General features: G+C 66.6%; 18 protein-coding genes. 5 read left to right on the forward strand and 13 right to left on the reverse strand.

Annotation, left to right across the window (positions count from 1 at the left end; all coding sequences use genetic code 11):
- Nucleotides 1-140: 140 nt before the first annotated feature.
- On the reverse strand, nt 141-1,025 hold the full coding sequence (gene rarD / locus ACEN9Q_RS26190; RefSeq protein WP_495626562.1) for an EamA family transporter RarD: 885 nt from the start codon (nt 1,023-1,025) through the stop codon (nt 141-143).
- Between the two features lie 206 nt (nt 1,026-1,231).
- Here rarD and ACEN9Q_RS26195 point away from each other — a divergent pair, with 206 nt between their 5' ends.
- The 4 genes from ACEN9Q_RS26195 (at nt 1,232) to ACEN9Q_RS26210 (ending at nt 7,429) form a co-directional block, all read left to right on the forward strand.
- Nucleotides 1,232-3,109 carry a potassium transporter Kup gene (locus ACEN9Q_RS26195; protein WP_495626563.1) on the forward strand — a complete coding sequence of 626 codons (1,878 nt, stop codon included), beginning with the start codon at nt 1,232-1,234 and terminating at the stop codon, nt 3,107-3,109.
- A gap of 101 nt (nt 3,110-3,210) precedes the next feature.
- A complete protein-coding gene (locus ACEN9Q_RS26200) occupies nt 3,211-3,690 on the forward strand; it encodes an FKBP-type peptidyl-prolyl cis-trans isomerase (protein ID WP_495626564.1) in 480 nt (159 codons plus the stop codon).
- Nucleotides 3,691-3,785: 95 nt separating this feature from the next.
- On the forward strand, nt 3,786-5,981 hold the full coding sequence (locus ACEN9Q_RS26205; RefSeq protein ID WP_495626565.1) for a PEP-CTERM sorting domain-containing protein: 2,196 nt from the start codon (nt 3,786-3,788) through the stop codon (nt 5,979-5,981).
- A 134-nt stretch (nt 5,982-6,115) separates the two neighbouring features.
- Nucleotides 6,116-7,429, forward strand: a complete 1,314-nt coding sequence (locus ACEN9Q_RS26210; RefSeq protein ID WP_056445238.1) for an MFS family transporter — start codon at nt 6,116-6,118, stop codon at nt 7,427-7,429.
- Here the strand turns inward: ACEN9Q_RS26210 and ACEN9Q_RS26215 are convergent.
- From ACEN9Q_RS26215 to ACEN9Q_RS26255, 9 genes are all read right to left on the reverse strand, one after another.
- Nucleotides 7,422-7,889: a GNAT family N-acetyltransferase gene (locus ACEN9Q_RS26215; protein ID WP_056445277.1), complete on the reverse strand. Its 468-nt coding sequence runs from the start codon at nt 7,887-7,889 to the stop codon at nt 7,422-7,424. The genes ACEN9Q_RS26210 and ACEN9Q_RS26215 overlap by 8 nt on opposite strands.
- A 14-nt stretch (nt 7,890-7,903) precedes the next feature.
- Complete coding sequence (locus ACEN9Q_RS26220) at nt 7,904-8,914, reverse strand: histone deacetylase family protein (RefSeq protein WP_495626566.1); 1,011 nt, start codon at nt 8,912-8,914, stop codon at nt 7,904-7,906.
- Between the two features lie 58 nt (nt 8,915-8,972).
- Entirely contained in the window at nt 8,973-10,568 is a 1,596-nt protein-coding gene (gshA, locus tag ACEN9Q_RS26225) for a glutamate--cysteine ligase (RefSeq protein ID WP_495626567.1), read from the reverse strand.
- Between the two features lie 88 nt (nt 10,569-10,656).
- Nucleotides 10,657-12,471 carry a DUF885 domain-containing protein gene (locus ACEN9Q_RS26230; protein ID WP_495626568.1) on the reverse strand — a complete coding sequence of 605 codons (1,815 nt, stop codon included), beginning with the start codon at nt 12,469-12,471 and terminating at the stop codon, nt 10,657-10,659.
- A gap of 254 nt (nt 12,472-12,725) precedes the next feature.
- Nucleotides 12,726-13,556 carry a peptide chain release factor N(5)-glutamine methyltransferase gene (gene prmC / locus ACEN9Q_RS26235; protein WP_056445227.1) on the reverse strand — a complete coding sequence of 277 codons (831 nt, stop codon included), beginning with the start codon at nt 13,554-13,556 and terminating at the stop codon, nt 12,726-12,728.
- Nucleotides 13,556-14,026 carry a disulfide bond formation protein B gene (locus tag ACEN9Q_RS26240; RefSeq protein ID WP_056445225.1) on the reverse strand — a complete coding sequence of 157 codons (471 nt, stop codon included), beginning with the start codon at nt 14,024-14,026 and terminating at the stop codon, nt 13,556-13,558. The genes prmC and ACEN9Q_RS26240 overlap by 1 nt, the downstream gene beginning before the upstream one ends.
- A gap of 129 nt (nt 14,027-14,155) precedes the next feature.
- Nucleotides 14,156-15,232: a peptide chain release factor 1 gene (gene prfA / locus ACEN9Q_RS26245; RefSeq protein WP_495626569.1), complete on the reverse strand. Its 1,077-nt coding sequence runs from the start codon at nt 15,230-15,232 to the stop codon at nt 14,156-14,158.
- Nucleotides 15,233-15,304: 72 nt separating this feature from the next.
- Entirely contained in the window at nt 15,305-16,579 is a 1,275-nt protein-coding gene (hemA, locus tag ACEN9Q_RS26250; protein WP_056445219.1) for a glutamyl-tRNA reductase, read from the reverse strand.
- Nucleotides 16,580-16,632: 53 nt separating this feature from the next.
- Nucleotides 16,633-17,322, reverse strand: a complete 690-nt coding sequence (locus tag ACEN9Q_RS26255; RefSeq protein WP_056445216.1) for a response regulator transcription factor — start codon at nt 17,320-17,322, stop codon at nt 16,633-16,635.
- Between the two features lie 210 nt (nt 17,323-17,532).
- Between ACEN9Q_RS26255 and ACEN9Q_RS26260 the strand changes: the two genes are divergently transcribed.
- Nucleotides 17,533-18,033 (forward strand): hypothetical protein, encoded by a 501-nt coding sequence (locus ACEN9Q_RS26260; RefSeq protein ID WP_056445212.1) that lies wholly within the window; start codon nt 17,533-17,535, stop codon nt 18,031-18,033.
- A 79-nt stretch (nt 18,034-18,112) separates the two neighbouring features.
- Here the strand turns inward: ACEN9Q_RS26260 and minE are convergent, their stop codons facing one another.
- The 3 genes from minE to minC are packed head-to-tail and all read right to left on the reverse strand — an operon-like array spanning nt 18,113 to nt 20,009.
- A complete protein-coding gene (minE, locus tag ACEN9Q_RS26265) occupies nt 18,113-18,364 on the reverse strand; it encodes a cell division topological specificity factor MinE (protein ID WP_036231293.1) in 252 nt (83 codons plus the stop codon).
- 1 nt (nt 18,365) lies between these two features.
- Entirely contained in the window at nt 18,366-19,181 is an 816-nt protein-coding gene (gene minD / locus ACEN9Q_RS26270) for a septum site-determining protein MinD (protein ID WP_056445209.1), read from the reverse strand.
- Nucleotides 19,182-19,232: 51 nt separating this feature from the next.
- Complete coding sequence (gene minC / locus ACEN9Q_RS26275; RefSeq protein ID WP_495626570.1) at nt 19,233-20,009, reverse strand: septum site-determining protein MinC; 777 nt, start codon at nt 20,007-20,009, stop codon at nt 19,233-19,235.
- Nucleotides 20,010-20,340 lie beyond the last annotated feature (331 nt).

The following is a 20,340-nucleotide window of genomic DNA, read 5'->3' on the forward strand; positions in this document are numbered from 1 at the left end:
ATGAGGACGACAGGATACTGTAGAACGGCGCGCCCGTCGCGCCCGCAACCGGGGTCAGAGCCCGAAAACAGGAAATTTCCCTAAACCGGGGTCAGAGCCCGGTTTCAGGAAATTGCCAAAAATCGGGCTCTGACCCCGGTTCAAGCTTGCTTGGCCACCGGTTGCGGCCGGTTCAGCAGGCCTTCGGCCGCGAACAGGGCCAGCGCCAGCCAGATCAGGACGAAGCCGACGAGGCGGTCCGGCGTAAAAGCTTCGTGGAACAGCCACACGCCCAGCAGGAATTGCAGGGTCGGCGACAGGTATTGCAGCAGGCCCACGACCGACAGCGGAATCTTGCGCGCGCCCGACGCGAACAGCAGCAGCGGGATCGCCGTGATCGGCCCGGCCGCGACGAGCAGCAGGCGCGTCGTGTTCGAGCCGGTGTTGAGGAACGCATTCTCGCCGTGCACGGTGAGCCAGGCGACATAGGCGGCCGCGAGCGGGAACAGGACCATCGTCTCGAACGACAGCCCCTCCAGCGCGCCGAGCGCGGCCGTCTTGCGCAGCAGGCCGTAGCCGCCGAACGATACCGCCAGCGCCAGCGCGACCCAGGGCACGTTGCCGGCCTGCCAGGTCAGCCATGCGACGCCCAGCGCCGCCACGGCGATCGCCATCCACTGCGCGCGCCGCAAGCGCTCCTTCAGCAGCACCGAGCCGAACATGATGTTGACGAGCGGATTGATGAAATAGCCCAGGCTGGCTTCGATGACGTGGCCGTTGTTCACGGCCCAGATATAGATGAGCCAGTTGACGCTGAGCAGGACGGCGGAGACGACGAAGCTGCCGAACACGCGCGGCCGGCGCACGGTATGCAGCCAGGTCCACTGGCGCCGCACGGCGAGGACGATCATGAGGAACAGCAGCGACCACAGCATCCGATGCGCGAGGATCTGCAGCGGCGGCACCTCGCCGATCGCATGAAAATACAGCGGAAACAGGCCCCAGCACAGGAAGGCGAGGACGGCGGACAGGATGCCGGTGTTCATGGGAAAGTGGAGCAGGTGAGTGGTTCGACATTATCCCTGAACGGGCGCGGCCGTGCTGGAGGCCCCCCCGTTTCTGACGTGCGCTCAGCCCGTCATCGTTGATGCAGACTCTGAGAAATGGCACCCGGACAGAAAGGACGCACTCTTGCCATTCCTTGTCAATTATTCTATTGTGCAACGCATCAGAACAACAAAACGGTGAAACCTTGACGGCGCAACACAATAAAAGCAGCCTGGCGGCACTGACGCTGGCCGCAGTCGGTATCGTCTATGGCGACATCGGCACCAGCCCGCTGTACACGCTCAAGACCATCTTCGATCCCGTCCACGGGCTGAAACTGTCCACGCCGAACCTCCTCGGCATTGTCTCCCTGATCTTCTGGGGCCTGACGATGATCGTCTCGCTCAAGTACGTCACGCTGGTGCTGCGCGCCGACAACCGCGGCGAAGGCGGCATCATGGCCCTGATGGCGCTCGCGCTGAACTCCGTCACGCGCACGTCGCGCTGGCACTACGTGCTGATGGTGCTGGGCGTGTTCGGCGCCACCATGTTCTACGGCGACAGCGTGATCACGCCGGCGATCTCGGTGCTGGGCGCGATCGAGGGTCTCGAAGTGGCCACGCCCGGCCTGGAAAAATACGTGGTGCCGCTGACGATCGTCGTGCTGGTCGGGCTGTACAGCGTGCAGCGCCACGGCACGGCCGGCATCGGCCGCTGGTTCGGTCCGATCATGGTCGTGTGGTTCGCCGCGCTGGCCGTCATGGGCGTCATCAACATCGTGCAGGCCCCGGTGATCCTGCAGGCGCTGAACCCGCTGCACGCATTCGAATTCATGCTGCGCGAGCGCATGATCGCCTTCGTCGCGCTGGGCGCCGTCGTGCTGGCCTTTACGGGCGCCGAGGCGCTGTATGCGGACATGGGGCACTTCGGCAAGAAGCCGATCCGCTCCGCCTGGTTCATCGTCGTGTTCCCGGCGCTTGCCCTGAACTATCTGGGGCAGGGCGGCCTGTTGATCACGCATCCGGAAGCGCTCGACAACCCATTCTTCCACCAGCTCGGCAGCTGGAGCGTGCTGCCGCTCGTGCTGCTGTCGACGATGGCCACCGTGATCGCGTCGCAGGCGACGATCTCCGGCACGTTCTCGATGACCAAGCAGGCCATCGCACTCGGCCTGCTGCCGCGCATGCGCGTGATGCACACCTCCGAGAGCGAGATCGGCCAGATCTACATCCCGGCCGTGAACTGGCTGCAGCTGATCGTCGTGCTGATCGCGGTGGTCGGCTTCGGTTCGTCGGACAAGCTGGCCGGCGCCTACGGCATCGCGGTGACGGCGACCATGTTCGCGACGACGATCCTGACCTTCTTCGTGATCCGCTACCGCTGGCACCTGCCGCTGCTGGTGTGCCTCGGCGCCACCGGCTTCTTCATGATCATGGACATCATGCTGTTCTCGGCCAGTACCCTGAAACTGCTGCACGGCGGCTGGTTCCCGCTGCTGCTCGGCGCGATCCTGCTGACGACGATGCTGACCTGGAAGCGCGGCCGCGAACTGGTGTTCGAGAACCTGGAAAAGCACGCGATCCCGCTCGACGACTTCCTGCAATCGCTGTTCGTGGCGCCGCCCGACCGCGTCGCCGGCACCGCCATCTTCCTGCGCGGCGAAACCGACGGCGTGCCGCACGCGCTGCTGCACAACCTGCTGCACAACAAGGTGCTGCACGAGCGCGTCGTGTTCCTCACGGTGCGCATCCGCGAAGAGCCGTACGTGCCGGAAAACGAGCAGGTCGACGTCGTCCCGCTGGGCCACAACTGCTACCAGCTGAACGTGACCTATGGCTTCAAGGACGAGGCCGACATCCCGCACATCCTGCGCCTGTGCGCGGCCAAGGCGCTCGAATTCGAGATGATGGAGACCTCGTTCTTCATCGCGCGCCAGACCGTGATCTCGGTGCCGGGCCAGGGCATGGCGCCGTGGCGCGAGCACCTGTACGTGGCCATGCAGCGCAATGCCCGCACGGCCGCCGACTATTATCAGATTCCGAGCAACCGCGTGATCGAGCTCGGCACGCAGGTCGAGATCTGACGCCATTACAAAAGCATACAAATCCTCGACAGACGCTTGCGGGACCGGTTGGTAAGGTGCGGGTTTCCATCCGCTAACCCAACCTGTCCCGTAGGAGTCCCATGAAACTGTCCTTCCCGCTGGCCGCCGCCTTCGCCGCCATCCTGACCCTGTCCGCGTGCGGCGGCGGGGGCGGCGATTCGGGCGGCAGCCCCGCCGTCGTCAACAATCCCGCCGCGCTGACCAAGACGGACAGTGCGATCGGCACCGGCACCGAAGCCGTCAGCGGCGCGCGCGTGCAGGTCAATTACACGGGCTGGTTGTACAGCGCCGCCGCCGCCGATTTCAAGGGCACCAAGTTCGACGCGTCGCAGCCCGGCAAGCCGTTCACGTTCGTCGTCGGCGCCACGGGCACGAGCGAATCCGTGATCCCCGGTTTCAGCCAGGGCGTGCAGGGCATGAAGGTCGGCGGCAAGCGCACGATCGTGATGCCGAGCAGCCTGGGTTACGGTGCCCAGGGCGTGCAGGGCGTCATCCCGGGCAACACCGGCCTCGTGTTCGAAGTCGAGCTGGTGAAAGTCTGCGGCAGCGCCGCCTGCTGATCCGGCACGGAGTCGCGCACGCCTGATTTCGCTCAGGCCCGCGCGACGTATCGGCCCTTATCGTTGGCACGCCTGTATTTCATCCGGAGCCTGCCATGTCGATACGCCGTTGCCTGTTCTCCTTGTGGTTGTCGTTGTGCGCCAGCGCGCACGCGTGGGCCGATCCACAGTACACCGTCGCGCAGTACACCGTCGTGCAGTACACCGTCGACTTCCTGCCGGCGGGTTTCGCGCCGGCGGCGCTCAACGATGCGGGCCAGATCGTCGGCACCTATGCTGGCGCGGCCGCGATCCTGTCCGGCGGCACGATCACGAGCCTGGGCGGTGTCGTGCCGGACAGCTACGGCAGCGCGATCAACGACCGCGGCGACGTCGCGGGCTCGCAATACAGTCCGTACAACGGCAATGCCTTCGCCTACGTGGGCGGCACCGTGGTGCCGGTCGCATCGGGCCTGCCCGCCGACATGTACCCGACCTCGAACGCGCGCGGCATCAACGACGCCGGCATGGTCGCCGGCAACGCCGAGCCCTTCGTCGGCGAGGCGCAGCGCGGCTTTTTGTACGACAGCGGCGGCATCCACCTGATCGGCACCTTCGGCGGCGACTGGAGCTATGCCGCGGCCATCAACGCGTCCGGCGCGGTGACCGGCACGGCCACGCTCGTCCCCACGCAAACCCCGGTCGACCCGGACCGCCACGCCTACATTTACCAGGGCGGCACGATGCAGGACCTCGGCACGCTGGGCGGCCTGCGCAGCGAAGCCTACGACATCAACGACGCCGGGCTGGCGGTCGGCTGGTCGGAAACGAACGTCGACCCGGACAACACCGCGCTGTCGCGGCCCTTCGAATACCGCGACGGCCACCTGGTCGACCTCGGCTCGCTGGGCGGCACCTGGGGCTATGCGCGGGCGCTGAACAATGCCGGCGTCGTCGTCGGCGCGTCGGACCTCATCACCGACGTCGGCTGGGGCTACCATGCGTTCATCTATCTCGACGGCCACATGGTCGACCTGAACACGCTCGTGGCGGGGGCGAACGGCTGGGAAATCATCGACGCCACTGACATCAACGACGCCGGCCAGGTCCTGGGCCGCGCGTGCCGCCTGGGCACGTGCGCGGACGTTCGCCTGGACCTCGTGCCGGCCGTGCCCGAACCGGGCAGTCGGGCACTGCTGTCCGCCGGGCTCGCCCTGCTGGCCTGGCGCCTGCGCCGGCGCCGCGCGCGATCGCTCGCGGCACTGGGGTGCGGCCTGGTCCTGGCCGCGCCGGCCGCGCTGGCCGACCCGCTGTACAGCGCGACCTTCCTGCCTTCCAACTTCACGGCCTACGGCATCGGCAACGACGGCAGCGTCGTCGGCAGTGGCGCCAATGCGGACGGCGTGGGACGCGCCTTCGTCTGGCAGGACGGCGCGACGATGTTCCTGCCGACCCTGGGCGGCCCGTCCGCCTATGCGACCGCCACCGACAACGGCGCCGTGATCGGCGCGTCCCTGTCCGGCGACGTCACGCGCGGCTTCGTCTATCGCAATGGCGACATCCAGGGCATCGGCACGCTGTACGGCGGCGACAGCGTCGCCTACGGCATCAACGCGGCCGGGCAGGTCGTGGGCGATTCCACGGATACGTCCGGCAACAGCCGCGCGTTCCTGTACAGCGGCGGCACGCTGACGGACCTCGGCACCTTGGGCGGGACGGACGCCCGGGCACGCGCCATCAACGATGCCGACATGATCGTCGGCGGGTCCCAGCCGGGCCCGGGTTTCCCGAACGACGGGGCGCACGCCTTCCTGTACCACGGCGGCACCATGCAGGACCTCGGCACGCTGGGCGGCGGCTTCAGCTGGGCCGAAGCGATCAACGATGCGGGCCAGGTGGCCGGTTACAGCCTGACCAGCGGCGATGCGGCCTGGCATCCCTTTCTGTACAGCGACGGCACGATGCACGACCTCGGCTCGTTCGGCGGCGAGTACGGCGAAGCCCACGCCATCAATGCGGCCGGTGTCGTGGTCGGCTATTCGAGTTTTGTCGAGTACGGTTTTTCGCATGCCTTCGTGTATGCCGGCGGCAGCCTGACCGACCTGAACACCGTCACGGACGGCCTCGGCATCCAGGTATTGATGGACGCGGTCGGGATCAACGACGCCGGCCAGATCGTGGCCAACAGCTGCAACGAATTCGGCTATTGCGCACCGGTCCTGCTCTCGCCGCTGCCGGAACCGCCGGCGGCCCTCATGCTGCTGGCGGGCAGCGCGGCGCTGCTGTGGCGCCGCAGGGGGATGCGGCGCTGATCCGTGGCGCCGGCAAAACCGGGAAACTGTTATCTTCGGTTTGCGGCCGTGCCGGGCAGGCGGACCCTCCGTGAACCCTTCCGGGATTCGCCCAGCCGCGGCCAGGGCAATCGGTGCACTCTCGGAGACGACAAATGACCACGACGGATACAGCGGATACGGCGGACTCGCATGCCATCGACAACCTCACACCGCGCCAGCGCATCTTCGCCATCGTCGGCGCGTCGTCGGGCAACCTGGTCGAGTGGTTCGACTTCTACATTTATTCGTTTTGCGCGCTGTATTTCTCGTCGGCCTTTTTCCCCAAGGGTAATCCCACCACGCAGCTGCTGAACACGGCCGGCATCTTCGCGGCCGGTTTTCTCATGCGGCCCATCGGCGGCTGGCTGTTCGGCCGCGTTGCCGACCGCTACGGCCGGCGCAATGCGATGATGATCTCCGTGCTCATGATGTGCGGCGGCTCGCTGATGATCGCGGCGCTGCCGACGTATGCCACCATCGGCACGGCGGCGCCGTTTCTGCTGCTGGTGGCGCGCCTGTTCCAGGGCCTGTCCGTGGGCGGCGAATACGGCACCAGCGCCACCTACATGAGCGAGGTGGCCCAGGCGGGGCGCAAGGGTTTTTTCGCGTCGTTTCAATACGTGACGCTGATCGGCGGGCAGCTGGCGGCGCTGCTCGTGCTGGGCATCCTGCAGTTATTCCTCACGCACGACGAACTTAAGGCCTGGGGCTGGCGCATCCCGTTCGTCGTCGGCGCCTGCGCCGCCCTCGTGTCGCTGTACCTGCGCCGTTCGCTGCACGAGACGACCACCGCCAGCGAGCGCAAGAGCGAGGCCGCCGGCAGCGTCGCGTCGCTGCTGCGCAACCACCGGCGCGCATTCGTCACGGTGCTCGGATTCACGGCCGGCGGCTCGCTGATCTTTTACGCGTTCACGACGTACATGCAGAAATACCTCGTCAACACGGCCGGCATGAGCACGGAAACGGCGAGCCGGATCATGACCGTCTGCCTGCTGATCTACATGCTGCTGCAGCCGGCGTTCGGCGCGCTGTCCGACCGCATCGGCCGGCGCACGTCGATGATCCTGTTCGGCGCGCTCGCCGCCATCTTCACGACGCCGATCATGACGACGCTGCGCCACGTGTCCAGCCCATTGGCGGCCGGTGCCCTGATCATCTGCGCGCTGGCGATCGTCAGCTTCTACACGTCGATCAGCGGCCTGGTCAAGGCCGAGATGTTCCCCATCGAGGTGCGCGCGCTGGGCGTGGGCCTGTCGTATGCCGTCGCCAACGCGATCTTCGGCGGCTCGGCGGAATACGTGGCCCTGTGGTTCAAGCAGGCCGGCCACGAGCCGTATTTCTACTGGTATGTGAGCGTCATGTGCGCGCTGGCCTGCCTCGTCGCGATCCGCATGCCCGACCCGGCGAAGTCCGGCCTGCTCAAATGACGGCGGCCGGACGCAGCATGTCGATGTGCAGGATGCCGTCCTCGTCGTACGGGGCGGACACCGTGCGGAAGCCGAAGCCCGCATAAAACGCTTCCAGGTGGGCCTGGGCGCCGATGCGGATCGCGTGGCCCGGATGCAGGCGGCCGGCGCAGGCGATGCCTTGCGCGACCAGCTCGCGGCCCAGTCCCGTGCCGCGCGCGGACGGGCTGGTGACGACGCGGCCCAGCGACATCTCGTCGTATTTCGCGCCCGGCGCCAGGCAGCGCAGGGTGGCGACCAACTCGCGCTTGCCGGCGACGGTCTTCCAGCCGAGCAGGTGGTGCGCGCCCGGATCGAGGCCGTCGATGTCCGGGTAAAGACACGCCTGCTCGAGCACGAACACCTGCTGGCGCAGCGCCAGCATCTCGTACAGCGCCGCCGCCGTCAGGTCGGCGAAGCCGCTCCACTGCCATTCGATCATCATCATTTCCAGGTTCAGGCCGCCGTCTCGAAACCTTCGAGCACGTTGACCACGTTGACGCCAAGCTCGGGCACGACCGAGCCGCCTTCGAACACGAAGACGGTCGGCAGGCCGAGGAAGCCGATGCGCTCGCCGATGCGCAGGAAGTCGCCGCTGCCGAGGCCGAAGTGCGAGCGCGGGTCGCCGTCGAAACGGTCGACGCCGAGCGACACGACGAGCGCCTGCGGCGCGAAGCCGGCCATCTTGATGCAGGCCGTTTCGAGCGCGGCGAACCATTGCGCCGCGCCGGTCCCGCGCGGCAGCGGCACGTTCAGGTTGCAGCCCAGGCCGGCGCCTTCTCCCGTCTCGTCCGCATGTCCCGCATAAAACGGATAGTCGGTGCGCGGGTCGGCGTGGATCGACGCGAACAGCACGTCCTTGCGCCGATAAAAGATGTCCTGCGTGCCGTTGCCGTGGTGGGGGTCGAGGTCGAGGATGGCCACGCGCTGCAGACCGTCGTCGAGCAGGTGCTGGGCCGCCAGCGCCGCGTTGTTCAGGAAGCAGTAGCCGCCGAAGTAATCGGCACCGGCGTGGTGGCCGGGCGGGCGCGTGAGGGCGAACGTGCCGCGTTCGCCCAGGCGCAGCGCGTGCGCCGCATTGATCGCGCAGTCGGCGCCCGTCTTGGCCGCGGTCCACGTGCCCGCCGTCAGCGGCGTGCTGCCGTCGAAGGCATACAGGCCGAGGCGGGCCGCAAAATCGTCCGGTTCGACGTCGCGCCGCATGCCCTGCACGGGCCACACGGACGGCAACGGGTCGCGCTCGGCATTGCGCGGATCGAGTGCGAGCCACGCGTTCCAGGCGCTGCGCAGGAAGTGCAGGTAGCGCGGCGTGTGCGTGCGTTCCAGCGACGTGAGGGGCACGCCGTGCGGCGTGACGATGCGGCCCAGGCCGCGCCGCGTGAACTCGTTTGCGACGAGGTCGATGCGCTGGGGCGGCTCCGATGCGCTCGCGTGCTGGGCGTGGTGTTCGTTGAAAAAAGTGAGCAAGGGGCGCCTCGGTTCAGTCATCCACCGACGTGCATGTTGAAATGTCGACGCCCGCGTGTCAGCTGTTACGGCACAGTGTACTACTGTTGTACGCCGCCACGAAGTCGTCGAACGACCCCGTGTCCGTCGCCTCGATCTGCGCCTGCTCGGCCAGCGACGCCTGCGCCATCTCGTCGAACAGGGCGGTCTCCGCCGGCATCAGCGGATCGGCGCGGAACGCCTCGGCGTGCAGCTCGCTCTGGCGCAGGCCGAACTGCGCGAAGGAGCCGAGCGCGCGCACTTCCTGCAGCACGCGCGCGGACGGGGTCTTGTCGGGATCGAGGACCTTGGCCTTCTGCGCGTTCAGGGCGTCCATGTGCGCGCCCTTGTAATTGTGCTCGTGGTCCAGCAGTTCGGCGATGGGGCGGATGCGTTCCAGCAGGTCGTCCGCCCAATCCGTGAGCAGCACGTCGTGGTCGTTGCGCGTGAGGGTCAGGCCCGGGCGGCGGCCTTCCTTCACGGTGCGCGCGAAGTTGCGCGCGTGGATCTGCCCCTCCATCGCATTGATCATCGGGCTTTCCTCGAGCGCGCAGAACAGCAGGAAGGCGTCCAGGAAGCGGCCCGTCTCGAGCGCGATGCCGACCGGTTCGAACGGGTCGACGTCCAGGCAGCGCACCTCGATGTACTGCACGCCGCGGCTGCACAGCGCCTGCACGGGACGCTCGCCCGTGCGGATGACGCGCTTGGGCCGGATCGTCGAATAGTATTCGTTCTCGATCTGCAGGATGTTGGTCGACAGCTGGACCCACTCGCCATCCTTCTTCGTGCCGATGTCCTCGTACGGCGGATACGGGCGCTTGACGGCGTCCATCAGCGACGTGACGTAGCTTTCCAGGCTGTTCTCGTGCGGGCGCAGGCCGGATTGCGCGTCGTTCTGGTAACCCAGGTCGCTCATGCGCAGGCTGGTCGCATACGGCAGATACAGCGTGTCGTCCGACAGCGTGTCGAGATTGTGTTCGCGGCCGCGCAGGAAGCCCGTCGACAGCGTGGGCGACGCGCCGAACAGGTACATCAGGAGCCAGCTGTAGCGGCGGAAGTTGCGGATGGTCGCGATATAGCTTTCGGACTGGAAGTCGCGCAGGGCGTTGCGGCGTTCTTCCGGAATGCCTTCGTTCTCCGCCAGCAGCTTCCACAGCGCTTCCGGCAGCGAATAATTGTAGTGGATGCCGGCGATGCATTGCATGGCCTTGCCGTAGCGTAGGGCCAGGCCGCGGCGGTACACATGCTTGAGCATGCCGATGTTCGACTTGCCGTACCAGGCGATCTCGATGTCTTCCTCGGACGGCAGCTCGCAGGGCATCGACTGGCTCCACAGCAGCTCGCCGTCCAGCCTGGAATAGGCGTGGCGGTGGATCGCGTCCAGGCGGTGCAGCGCCAGGCCGATGTCGTGCTCGGCCGGCGTGATGAATTCGAGGAGCGCTTCCGCGTAATCCGTCGTGATCTGCGGATGGGTCAGGGCCGAGCCGAGTCGGACCGGATGCGGCGTCCGGGCCAGGTGGCCCTGGCCATCGACGCGCAAGGTCTCGCGCTCGATGCCGCGCAAGCCTTGCAGGAGCAGGCCGCGGTGGGCATCGTCGTCCAGCAGGGCCAGGCGGCGGGTCAGTTGGTTCGACACGAGGTTTCCTTTCTTATACTGCCTTCAAACGCAGAGAGTAACCGAAATTGGCCGAGTGCGCCGGGCGCCCCTCAATATGACATTCCGGTTAATGGAACAGCGCCGGCTCCGATGAAACCGGCGCCGCCGGCGCGGGCGCGGAGGGCGTATTCTGCGTGGCGATCCAGCGGTCGATGCGGCGTTCCAGCAGGTCCAGCGGCAGCGCGCCGTTCTCCAGCACGGCGTCGTGGAAGGCGCGCACGTCGAAGCGCGCGCCCAGCGCCGCCTGCGCGCGCGCCAGCAGCGCGACGATGCGCAGCTGGCCGATTTTATACGCCAGCGCCTGGCCCGGCCGGGCGATCATGCGGTCGACTTCGACCTCGTTGTCGGCGCGCGGATTGGCCGTGTTCGCGCCCAGGTAGTCGACGGCTTGCTGGCGCGACCAGTTCAGCGCATGGATGCCCGTGTCGACGACGAGGCGCGCGGCGCGCAGCTGTTCGTCGGCCAGGCGGCCGAACTGCGAGAACGGATCGCGCATCAGCCCCAGTTCCGGCCCGAGGCCCTCGGCGTACAGCGCCCAGCCTTCGCCGAACGCGGGATACCAGGCGTGGCGGCGGAATGCCGGCAGGCCCTCGATGGCGTGGGCGCGCGCGACCTGCAAATGGTGGCCGGGGACGCCTTCGTGCAGGGCGAGCGTCTCGACTTCCCACAGCGGCCGCGTGTCCAGGCGGCTGGTGTTGACGACGAGGGCCGCCGTGCGCGCCGGCGTGCCGGCTTCGTAGTAGGCGCCGCCCTGCGTGTCGGCGCCTTCCTGCTGCACGGGTTTTACCGCCAGCTCCTCTTGCGGAATGACGCCGAACAGCAGCGGGAGCTGGGCGTAGACGCGCGCGATGGTGCGCCGGTAGCGTTCCAGCAGCGCGTCGGCGCTGGTCGGGAACAGGCGCGGATCGCTGCGCGCGAACGCGACGAATTGGGGATAGCTGCCCTTGAAGCCGGTGCGCACGGCCGTCGCCTCCATCTCGGCGCGGATGCGCGCCACTTCGCGCTCGCCCAGCGCGTGGATCTCGGCCGGCGTCAGCGCCGTCGTCGTCGCGGCCTGCACGAGATACGCGTACCACGCCGCGCCGCCGGGCAGGTTCGCCGCGCCGATCGTCGTGCGCGCGGCCGGCAGGTAGTCGGTGCGCACGAAGTCTTCCAGCTTTTGCAGCGCGCCCGCCGCCGTGCGCAGGGCGGCCGCGCCGTCCAGGGCGAGCTGCTTGCGCGCTTCTTCGTCGATGGTGGCGGGCAGGCGCTGGAACGGCGCGGCGAGGGCGCCGTCCTGCATGTGCTCACGCATCGCGCGCAGCTGCGCGGGCAGGCCGGCCATGATGGCTTTCGGCGCCGTCCAGCCGGTACGCATCCCTTCGCGCATCTGCTCGATGATGCCGTCGACGTGGCGCGGCAGCGCGTTGAGGCGCGCGATGTAGTTGCGGTAATCGTCCTCGGTAAAGAACGGCATTTGCGCGACCAATTGGGGAAAGCGGATCTGCAGGCCGTCCTGGGCGCTGATCGGCTGCGGGTCGAACGCCACAAAGGCGGCGCGCGCGAGGAGGCGTTCCTGGTCGCCCGTGAACAGGTCCCAGGACAGGCGGTCCTGGCCCGTCAGTTGCGCGCGGTCGATCTGGCGCGCGAGGTCGAGCATGCGGCGCGCGTGTTCGCCGGCGGCGCTACTTCCGGCCAGCGAGGTGTCGGCCAGTAACGCGTCGTAGCGGTGGTCGCCGACGCTGGTGGCGAATTCGGGCTGGTGCTTGAGGCGCCATTGCCAGTCGCGCTCGAACAGGGCCTGCGCCTGTTCGGCGGCGCCGGCCGGGGCGGGCGTGGCGACGTCCGCGGCGAGTGCGACCAGGGGCCCCAGCAGGATGAGGGTCGCGAACAGTCGACGCATCGTGTGGCTCCGGGTGGTGGACCGGGCATTGTAACAAAGCGGGCAGGCGTGCCGCGCCGGGGTGCTAGGGCCTATCTGATTGACTAAGGCCAGCGGCATCAATCTTTACGTCGTTCCCGCGGAGGCGGGAATCCAAGTTTGAGAGGCCGCCCGCGCAAAATTGGGTCCCCGCCTGCGCGGGGACGACGTGCTAATGACGACGTGCTAAGGATGCCGGAAACAGCGCTTTTCACGTCGTATCAGTCAGATGGACCCTAGCGGCCGAACCGTCCCCCGCTGACCCGTTCGATGCCGCCCAGGTCCTGCCAGCTTTGCACGTCCGTGAAACCGGCGTCCAGCAGCAGCGCCCGCACGGCCGCGGCCTGGTCGTAGCCGTGTTCCAGCAGCAGCCAGCCGCCCGGCACGAGGCGGCGCGGGCTGCCCTCGACGATGATGCGCAGCGCCGACAACCCGTCCGCATGGTCGGTGAGCGCGCCCACCGGTTCGAAGCGCAAGTCGCCCTGCGCCAGGTGCTCGTCGCCGGCCGCGATGTAGGGCGGGTTCGAGGCGATGACGTCGAAGGTGCTGTCGGCGGCGAGCGCATCGAACCAGCTGCTGTGCAGGAAACGCACGCGCGCGCCGTTGGCGGCCGCATTCGCCTGCGCGACGGCCAGCGCGTCCGGGCTGACGTCGAGCGCGGTGACGTCGGCATCCGGCCGCGTGTGCGCGACGGCCACGGCGATCGCCCCGCTGCCGGTGCCCATGTCGAGCAGGCGGGACGGGCCTTGCGGCAGGCGTTCGAGCGCCAGTTCGACGATCAGCTCCGTGTCGGGACGGGGAATCAGCACGGCGGGGCCGACCTGGAAATCGAGGCCGAAGAATTCACGCCTGCCGACGATGTAGGCGATCGGCTCGCCGCCCAGCCGGCGCGCCACCAGAGCACCGAGGCGCTGCGCCTCGTCCGGCGTGAGCGCGCGGTCGCCCTGCGTGATCAGCTGGACGCGGGACAGGCCCGTCGCGTGGCACAGGAGGATGCGGTTTTCCAGCGGATCGAGGGGCAGGCTGGCCTGCACCGCGGCGATGCTGGCGCCGGGCGCGATCGGCATCAACGCGCGCGCCGCGCCAGCACCCCGATCAGGGCCAGCGTGAGGATCACGAACCAGACGGCCGACCACTGCGGCACGTTCAGGCCGAACACGGTTTCCTGGGCCGCTTCGCACAGGCCGTCCGCGCGGAACAGCCAGGGCAGCAGGGTCGCGGTCGGGATCTTGTTGAGGACCGTCTCCATCGGATCGATCCCGCACGAAAAGCCCGGGTGCGCCAGCACATACAAATGCTTGCCGACAAAGCCGAGGCCCCCCAGCGCGCACAGCAGCGCGAGACCGGCGCCGGCCTTGATCTTGCCGGCAAACGCGCCGATCAGGCTGAAGATGGCGATGCCGAGGTACAGGTAGCGCTGGATGACGCACAGCGGGCAGGGCAGCATGTCCTTCGCGTGCTGGAGGTACAGGGCGCCGCCGACCAGGGCGATGCTGACGGCGGCGATGGCGAGCAGGAGATTGCGGGATGAGGACATGGGTTTCCTGGTGGCGTTGTCGAAGATGATATTTTCAGTCTAGCAACTTATAACCGTCTTAACACCGGGGTCAGAGCCCGATTTTTGGAAATTGCCCAAAACCGGGCTCTGCCCCCGGTTTGACGATGGTCAGTCGCCCAGCGCGGCCAGCTGTTCGGCCTGGTGCTCGGCGGACAGGGCGTTCGTCAGCTCGTTCAGGTCGCCGTCCATGATCATGTCCAGCTTATACAGCGTCAGGTTGATGCGGTGGTCGGTCAGGCGGCCCTGCGGGAAGTTGTAGGTGCGGATGCGTTCGCTGCGGTCGCCCGAGCCGATCAGGCTCTTGCGGGTCGCCGCTTCCTTGCTCTGCTGTTCGCGCAACTGCACGTCCTTGATGCGCGCGGCCAGTACCTTCATCGCCTGCGCCTTGTTCTTGTGCTGGCTGCGGTCGTCCTGGCATTCGACCACGATGCCGGTCGGCAGGTGCGTCAGGCGCACGGCCGAGTCCGTCTTGTTGATGTGCTGGCCGCCGGCGCCCGAGGCGCGATAGGTGTCGATGCGCAGGTCGGCCGGGTTGATCTGCACGTCCTCGACTTCGTCCGCCTCCGGCATCACGGCGACGGTGCAGGCGGAGGTGTGGATGCGGCCCTGCGTTTCCGTCGCCGGCACGCGCTGCACGCGGTGGCCGCCCGATTCGAATTTCAGCTTCGAATAGGCGCCCTGGCCGACGATGCGCACGATGACTTCGCGGTAGCCGCCCAGGTCGGACGGCGATTCCGACACCATCTCCACCTGCCAGCGGTTGCGCTCGGCGTAGCGGGTGTACATGCGCAGCAGGTCGCCCGCGAACAGCGCGGATTCGTCGCCGCCCGTGCCCGCGCGGATCTCGAGGAAGATGTTGCGCTCGTCATTCTCGTCCTTGGGCAGCAGCATCTTCTGCAGCTCGATGTCCAGTGCCGCCATGCGCGCCCTGGCATCGTCGATTTCGTCCTGGGCGAAATCCTTCATGTCCGGGTCGCCCAGCATCTCCTGCGCGGCGTCGATGTCGGCCTGCGCGGTCTGGTACTGGCGATAGACGGCGACGAGCGGGCTCAGCTCGGCGTGTTCGCGGTTCAGCTTGCGGAAGCTGTCCATGTTCGCGGTGGCGCCTTCGGACATGAGAAGTTCGTCCAGTTCGACGAGGCGGTTGGCCAGTTGGTCCAGCTTGGCCAGCATGGATGGTTTCATAGTGTTCTTATTGGAGTGACAGCGGACTGGCCGCGGGAGCGGCACGCGGGTACGACGACGGAGTGCGGGCCGCTAACGGCGGCCGCGGAACAACTGGGGCAGCAGGCTCGCGAGGCGGGCGCGCTCGTCGCCCTGGGCGCGGTGCAGGGCCTGTTGCGGGCCGTGCAGGAATTTCGCGGTCAGACCTTTGGACAGGGCGTCGAGCACCGTGTCGATGTCTTCTCCCCTGGCCAGCAGCTTGCGCGCCCGTTCCAGTTCGGCCAGGCGCATCGCTTCGCTCGATTCGTGCATGTCGCGGATCACGGGCACCACGGCGCGGTCGCCGACCCAGTGCATGAACGACTGCACGCGCGTTTCGATGATGGCCTCGGCCTGGGCGACGGCCGCCTGGCGGCTCTCGACCCCGCTGCGCACGACGTCGGCGAGGTCGTCGACCGTGTACAGGAATACGTCGTTGAGGCGGCCGACTTCCGGCTCGATGTCGCGCGGGACGGCCAGGTCGACCATGAACATCGGCCGGTGGCGGCGCACCTTGACGGCGCGTTCGACGAGGCCCTTGCCGATCAGCGGCAGGGTCGATCCGGTCGATGCGATCACGATGTCGAACTCCGGCAGGCGTTCGGACAGGTCGGCGAGGCCGATCGCGCGGCCGTTGAAGCGCGCGGCCAGGATCTCGCCGCGCGCCAGGGTGCGGTTGGCGATCGTGATCGACCTGGGATTGTGGGCGGCGAAGTGCGTGGCGCACAGCTCGATCATCTCGCCGGCGCCGATGAACAGCACGTTCTGCTCGCTGACGCGGTCGAAAATGCGTTCCGACAGGCGCACGGCGGCGGCGGCCATCGACACGCTGTGCGCGCCGATCTCGGTGGTCGTGCGCACTTCCTTCGCCACGGCGAAGCTGCGCTGGAACAGCTGGTGCAGATAGGTCCCGAGGCCGCCCGCCGCGTCGGCGACGCGCACGGCATCCTTCATCTGGCCCAGGATCTGGGCCTCGCCCAGTACCATCGAATCGAGCCCGGAGGCGACGCGGAACGCGTGGCGCACGGCGTCATGCTGCGGCAGCATGTACAGGTGCGGGCGCAGCTCGGCGAAATTCAGGTCGTGATAATCGGCCAGGAAGCGCGCCGACGCATCGAGCGGGTCGGGCGCGCAGCTGGCGGCATACATCTCGGTGCGGTTGCACGTCGAGAGCAGCGCAGCTTCGTCCTCGCCCTGGGTATTGAAACGGGAGAACCACCCCCGTGCGGCCTGCACCGCGGCGCCCAACTGCTCGGGCGCCAGCGCCAGTTGCTCGCGCAGCGAGACCGGTGCTGTGGTGTGATTGAGGCCGACGGCGAGCAGTTGCATGGGTGATCAAAAATTGGGCAGCGCGCCCATTATACCCCTACCGCGGCAGGGTTTCACGCGCCCAGCTTTTCCAGCCTATAACCGTAACTGTATACCGGCACGAGGCGGAATCCGTTTTCCGGACGCAGGCGCAGCTTGTTGCGCACGCGCGAGACGTGGGTGTCCATCGTGCGCGACGGGACCGCCGTTTCGCGTACCCAGATCGACTCGTGAATATAGGCGCGCGACAACGGCCGGCCGAGGTTGCGGAAAAACAGCAGCGCCAGGTTGAATTCCTTGTGCGTGACGTCGATCTGCTCGCCGTCCATCATGAGGCGTCCCGGGCGGGTTTCGAACACATAAGGGCCGAATTGCAGTTGCTCCGCGCCGTTCTGCGACGGATACGCGCGGCGCAACAGCGCTTGCGTGCGTGCGACCAGCTCGCCGCGGCGCAGCGGTTTCACCAGGTAGTCGTCGGCGCCGGCCGTGACGCCGGCCACGATGTCGTCTTCGGCCGCGCTGCCGGCGAGGAACATGGTCGGGGTATTCGGCGCCAGCTTTTCCTTGGCGCGGCGCAGGAGTTCCGCGGCCGGGACGTCGGTGACTTGCCAGTCGACGATCAGCAGATCGGTGCTGTCCTTGCGGAGTTGCCCAAGCAAGTCTTTGCCGCTGTCGAACGCTTGACAGCTGTGCCCAGCGCCGTTCAGAACTTGGCAGATGAGTTCTGCCTGGGTCGTGTCGTTGTCCAGTACGGATATTCTCATGATTTTCAGCTGTCTCGGCTTGTGGGACTGTAGGACATCACTGTAGGAACATTCCTACAATGTCACTAAATATATCAGACTTTTAAAACGCAAAGCTACCGATGCCTCAGATAAATTCACATTTTCGTTGGGAAATTGCGTCATAGTTGTGTCAAACCGTGGACAAACTCCCGGTTACACTGTCCTCAAAACTGTGGTTGAGGAGCTAACATGTTCAAGAGAAAGCGTAAGGACGACCAGGCCCTGCTGCCGGTTTCCGGCGAGGACATCGAACGCGTGCGCGAGCGTTGCCGCGGCATCGTGCGCAAGCGCGCCGCCTTTTCGGCGGGCGTGTCCGTGATTCCACTGCCGGGAGTTGACGTCGTGGCCGACCTGTCCAGCTTTGCCGTCATGGTCGAAGAGATCAACCTGGCGTTCGGCCTGTCGCCGGACCAGATCGACCGGCTGCAGCCGCGCATGCGCATCGCCGCTTACCAGGCCGTGGCGGCGCTGGGCGGTACGCTGGTGGGCAAGATCGTGACCAAGGAACTGGTGCTGAAACTGTTACGCAAGTCGGGCGCCAAGCTGGCGGCCAAGTCGGCGGCGAAGATCGTGCCGCTGGCGGGGCAGATCGCCTCCGCGGCGATCGGCTTCGCCTTGTTCCGGCAGATGGGATACCAGCACGTGGAAGCCTGTACGCGCGTGGCGCGCGAGGTGGGGAACGTGGCGTAGGCGAGTAGGGTGGGCGGCCCCCGCCCACGCATGACGCCGGCAATATGCGAGCGTTGCGCGTGGGCTCGGGGAGCCCACCCTACGCGTCCGGCAGGACGACGTTGACGTCGAGCACTTCCAGGTTGCCCTGGCGGTCGAGGGAAATCTTGATGTCCTCGGCGTTGACCTTGGTGTACTTGGAGATCACCTCGATCAGCTCGCGGTGCAGGGCGGGCAGGAAATCCGGACCGCCGCGGCCGCTGCGTTCGCGGGCGATGATGATCTGCAGCCTTTCCTTGGCCGCCGTCGCGCTTTTCTGATTCTTCGGGAACAGGAATGAGAGCAGAGGCATGTCACTTTGCTCCGAACAGACGCTGCAGGAAACCCGGCTTCTCGTAGTTGGTGAAGCGCAGCGGGATTTCTTCGCCGAGGAAGCGCGACACGACGTCCTGGTAGGCTTGCGCCACGTCCGTGTCCTTGAAGTGGATCGCCGGATTGCCCTGGTTCGACGCGTGCAGCACGGCTTCCGATTCCGGAATGATGCCGAGCAGGGGGATGCGCAGGATTTCCTGCACGTCCTCGTACGACAGCATCTCGTCGTTTTCCACGCGGCGCGGCGAATAGCGGGTGATCAGCAGGTGTTCCTTGACGGGCTCGCCGCCGCTCTGGGCGCGGCGCGACTTGGCCTGCAGGATGCCGAGGATGCGGTCGGAGTCGCGCACGGACGACACTTCCGGATTGGTGACGATCAGCGCTTCGTCGGCGAACGTCAGCGCCATCAGGGCGCCGTGTTCGATGCCGGCCGGCGAATCGCAGATGATGTACTCGAAGTCCATCTTGACCAGCTCGTTCAGCACGTTTTCCACGCCTTCTTCGGTCAGCGCGTCCTTGTCGCGCGTCTGCGACGCCGGCAGGATGAACAGGTTGTCGCAGTGCTTGTCCTTGATCAGGGCCTGGGTCAGGCTCGCTTCGCCGTTGACGACATTGATCAGGTCATAGACGACGCGGCGTTCGCAACCCATGATCAGGTCGAGGTTGCGCAGGCCGACGTCGAAGTCGATGACGGCCGTCTTGTGGCCGCGCATCGCGAGGCCCGACGAGAAACTTGCGCTCGAGGTGGTCTTGCCCACACCGCCCTTACCGGACGTTACAACGATAATTCTTGCCATGAAAAAAATGTGTCCTATTCAGTATCTGGTCAATGCTGGTACAGGGCGCGCTCAGTTGCGGGTCGCCGAACCCAGCGATGATATATCGATTCGATCGCCGACCAAACGGATTTGTGCCGGCTGGCGTGCCACTTCCGGGGGGAAACCTTCGTCGAACGTGCGGTAAACGCCCGCGATCGACACCAGTTCCGGCTGCAACTGCAGCGCGAAGATGCGCGCGCCCGCATTGCCCGAGGCGCCGGCCAGGGCGCGGCCGTGCAGCGGCGCATACACGTGGATGCTGCCGTCGGCGATGAGCTCGGCGCCATTGTTCACGACGGCGGTCACGATCAGGTCGGTCCCGCGCGCGTAGATGCGCTGGCCGGCGCGCACCGGGGTGTCGACGATCATCGCCTGGGCGGGCGCCGGTGCCGGCGCCTGGACCGGTGCGGGCGCAGGGGCGGCCGGTTCTTCCGGCGCGGCGGCGGGCATGTCGCGTTCGCGGCCGGGGCCGGCCTGCAGGCCGCTCGTACCGTCGTCGAGGAACAGGTCGTGGGCCCGGATCACGTCGTGCAGCGCGGCCGGCGCGCCGCGCACGGCGACGGCGTTCAGGCGATACTTCCTGAGCAGCGCGACCAGCGCCTCCCAGTCGATGTGCGCAGCCTCCTCGGCGATGCCGGCGACGTCGATGACGGCGAATTCATCCTCGAAGAAATCGGAGACGCCCCCGGTCATCTGCTTGAGCGCGGCATCGATCGCGATCGGATCGGCCGAGTGCAGGATGGTCGAAATGGCCACGACCGTGGAGATCTTGATTTCGATGGGCAGGGAGCTCGAGCTTTTGGGCATAAATCAATGTGGTTGGCTTAGCCCGTGCATTCTACTGTGAAATTTCACCCAACGGAAAAGGGTTTTGGTCCGGTTTATACAGGCGGCAACCCCTGTTTCCTGAACAAAAATAATGTCTGATAAAGATGCTCAGCCATGAGCAAAATGAAGAAAAGGACTGTTTTTTCCGATGAATAAGCTGATAAGATTGATTTTGCTTAAACAAACTTTAAGCAAGGTCACTAATATTGTTGGCTTTCTGTCCAAGCCTATGCGGAGATTGTGATTCATCAAGCGCACGACATGGTCGACCTGCCGCGCACACCGGTGTCTCCCGCATCCGATGCACCCC

The sequence above is a fragment of the Massilia sp. Masssp93 genome (assembly GCF_059491295.1).

Excerpts from the sequence above, each read along its gene's own strand:
- rarD (WP_495626562.1), bottom strand. The coding sequence starts at position 1,025 with ATGAACACCGGCATCCTGTCCGCCGTCCTCGCCTTCCTGTGCTGGGGC.
- ACEN9Q_RS26200 (WP_495626564.1), top strand. The coding sequence starts at position 3,211 with ATGAAACTGTCCTTCCCGCTGGCCGCCGCCTTCGCCGCCATCCTGACC.
- ACEN9Q_RS26205 (WP_495626565.1), top strand. The coding sequence starts at position 3,786 with ATGTCGATACGCCGTTGCCTGTTCTCCTTGTGGTTGTCGTTGTGCGCC.
- ACEN9Q_RS26210 (WP_056445238.1), top strand. The coding sequence starts at position 6,116 with ATGACCACGACGGATACAGCGGATACGGCGGACTCGCATGCCATCGAC.
- ACEN9Q_RS26215 (WP_056445277.1), bottom strand. The coding sequence starts at position 7,889 with ATGATCGAATGGCAGTGGAGCGGCTTCGCCGACCTGACGGCGGCGGCG.
- ACEN9Q_RS26230 (WP_495626568.1), bottom strand. The coding sequence starts at position 12,471 with ATGCGTCGACTGTTCGCGACCCTCATCCTGCTGGGGCCCCTGGTCGCA.
- prmC (WP_056445227.1), bottom strand. The coding sequence starts at position 13,556 with ATGCCGATCGCGCCCGGCGCCAGCATCGCCGCGGTGCAGGCCAGCCTG.
- ACEN9Q_RS26240 (WP_056445225.1), bottom strand. The coding sequence starts at position 14,026 with ATGTCCTCATCCCGCAATCTCCTGCTCGCCATCGCCGCCGTCAGCATC.
- prfA (WP_495626569.1), bottom strand. The coding sequence starts at position 15,232 with ATGAAACCATCCATGCTGGCCAAGCTGGACCAACTGGCCAACCGCCTC.
- hemA (WP_056445219.1), bottom strand. The coding sequence starts at position 16,579 with ATGCAACTGCTCGCCGTCGGCCTCAATCACACCACAGCACCGGTCTCG.
- ACEN9Q_RS26255 (WP_056445216.1), bottom strand. The coding sequence starts at position 17,322 with ATGAGAATATCCGTACTGGACAACGACACGACCCAGGCAGAACTCATC.
- ACEN9Q_RS26260 (WP_056445212.1), top strand. The coding sequence starts at position 17,533 with ATGTTCAAGAGAAAGCGTAAGGACGACCAGGCCCTGCTGCCGGTTTCC.
- minE (WP_036231293.1), bottom strand. The coding sequence starts at position 18,364 with ATGCCTCTGCTCTCATTCCTGTTCCCGAAGAATCAGAAAAGCGCGACG.
- minD (WP_056445209.1), bottom strand. The coding sequence starts at position 19,181 with ATGGCAAGAATTATCGTTGTAACGTCCGGTAAGGGCGGTGTGGGCAAG.
- minC (WP_495626570.1), bottom strand. The coding sequence starts at position 20,009 with ATGCCCAAAAGCTCGAGCTCCCTGCCCATCGAAATCAAGATCTCCACG.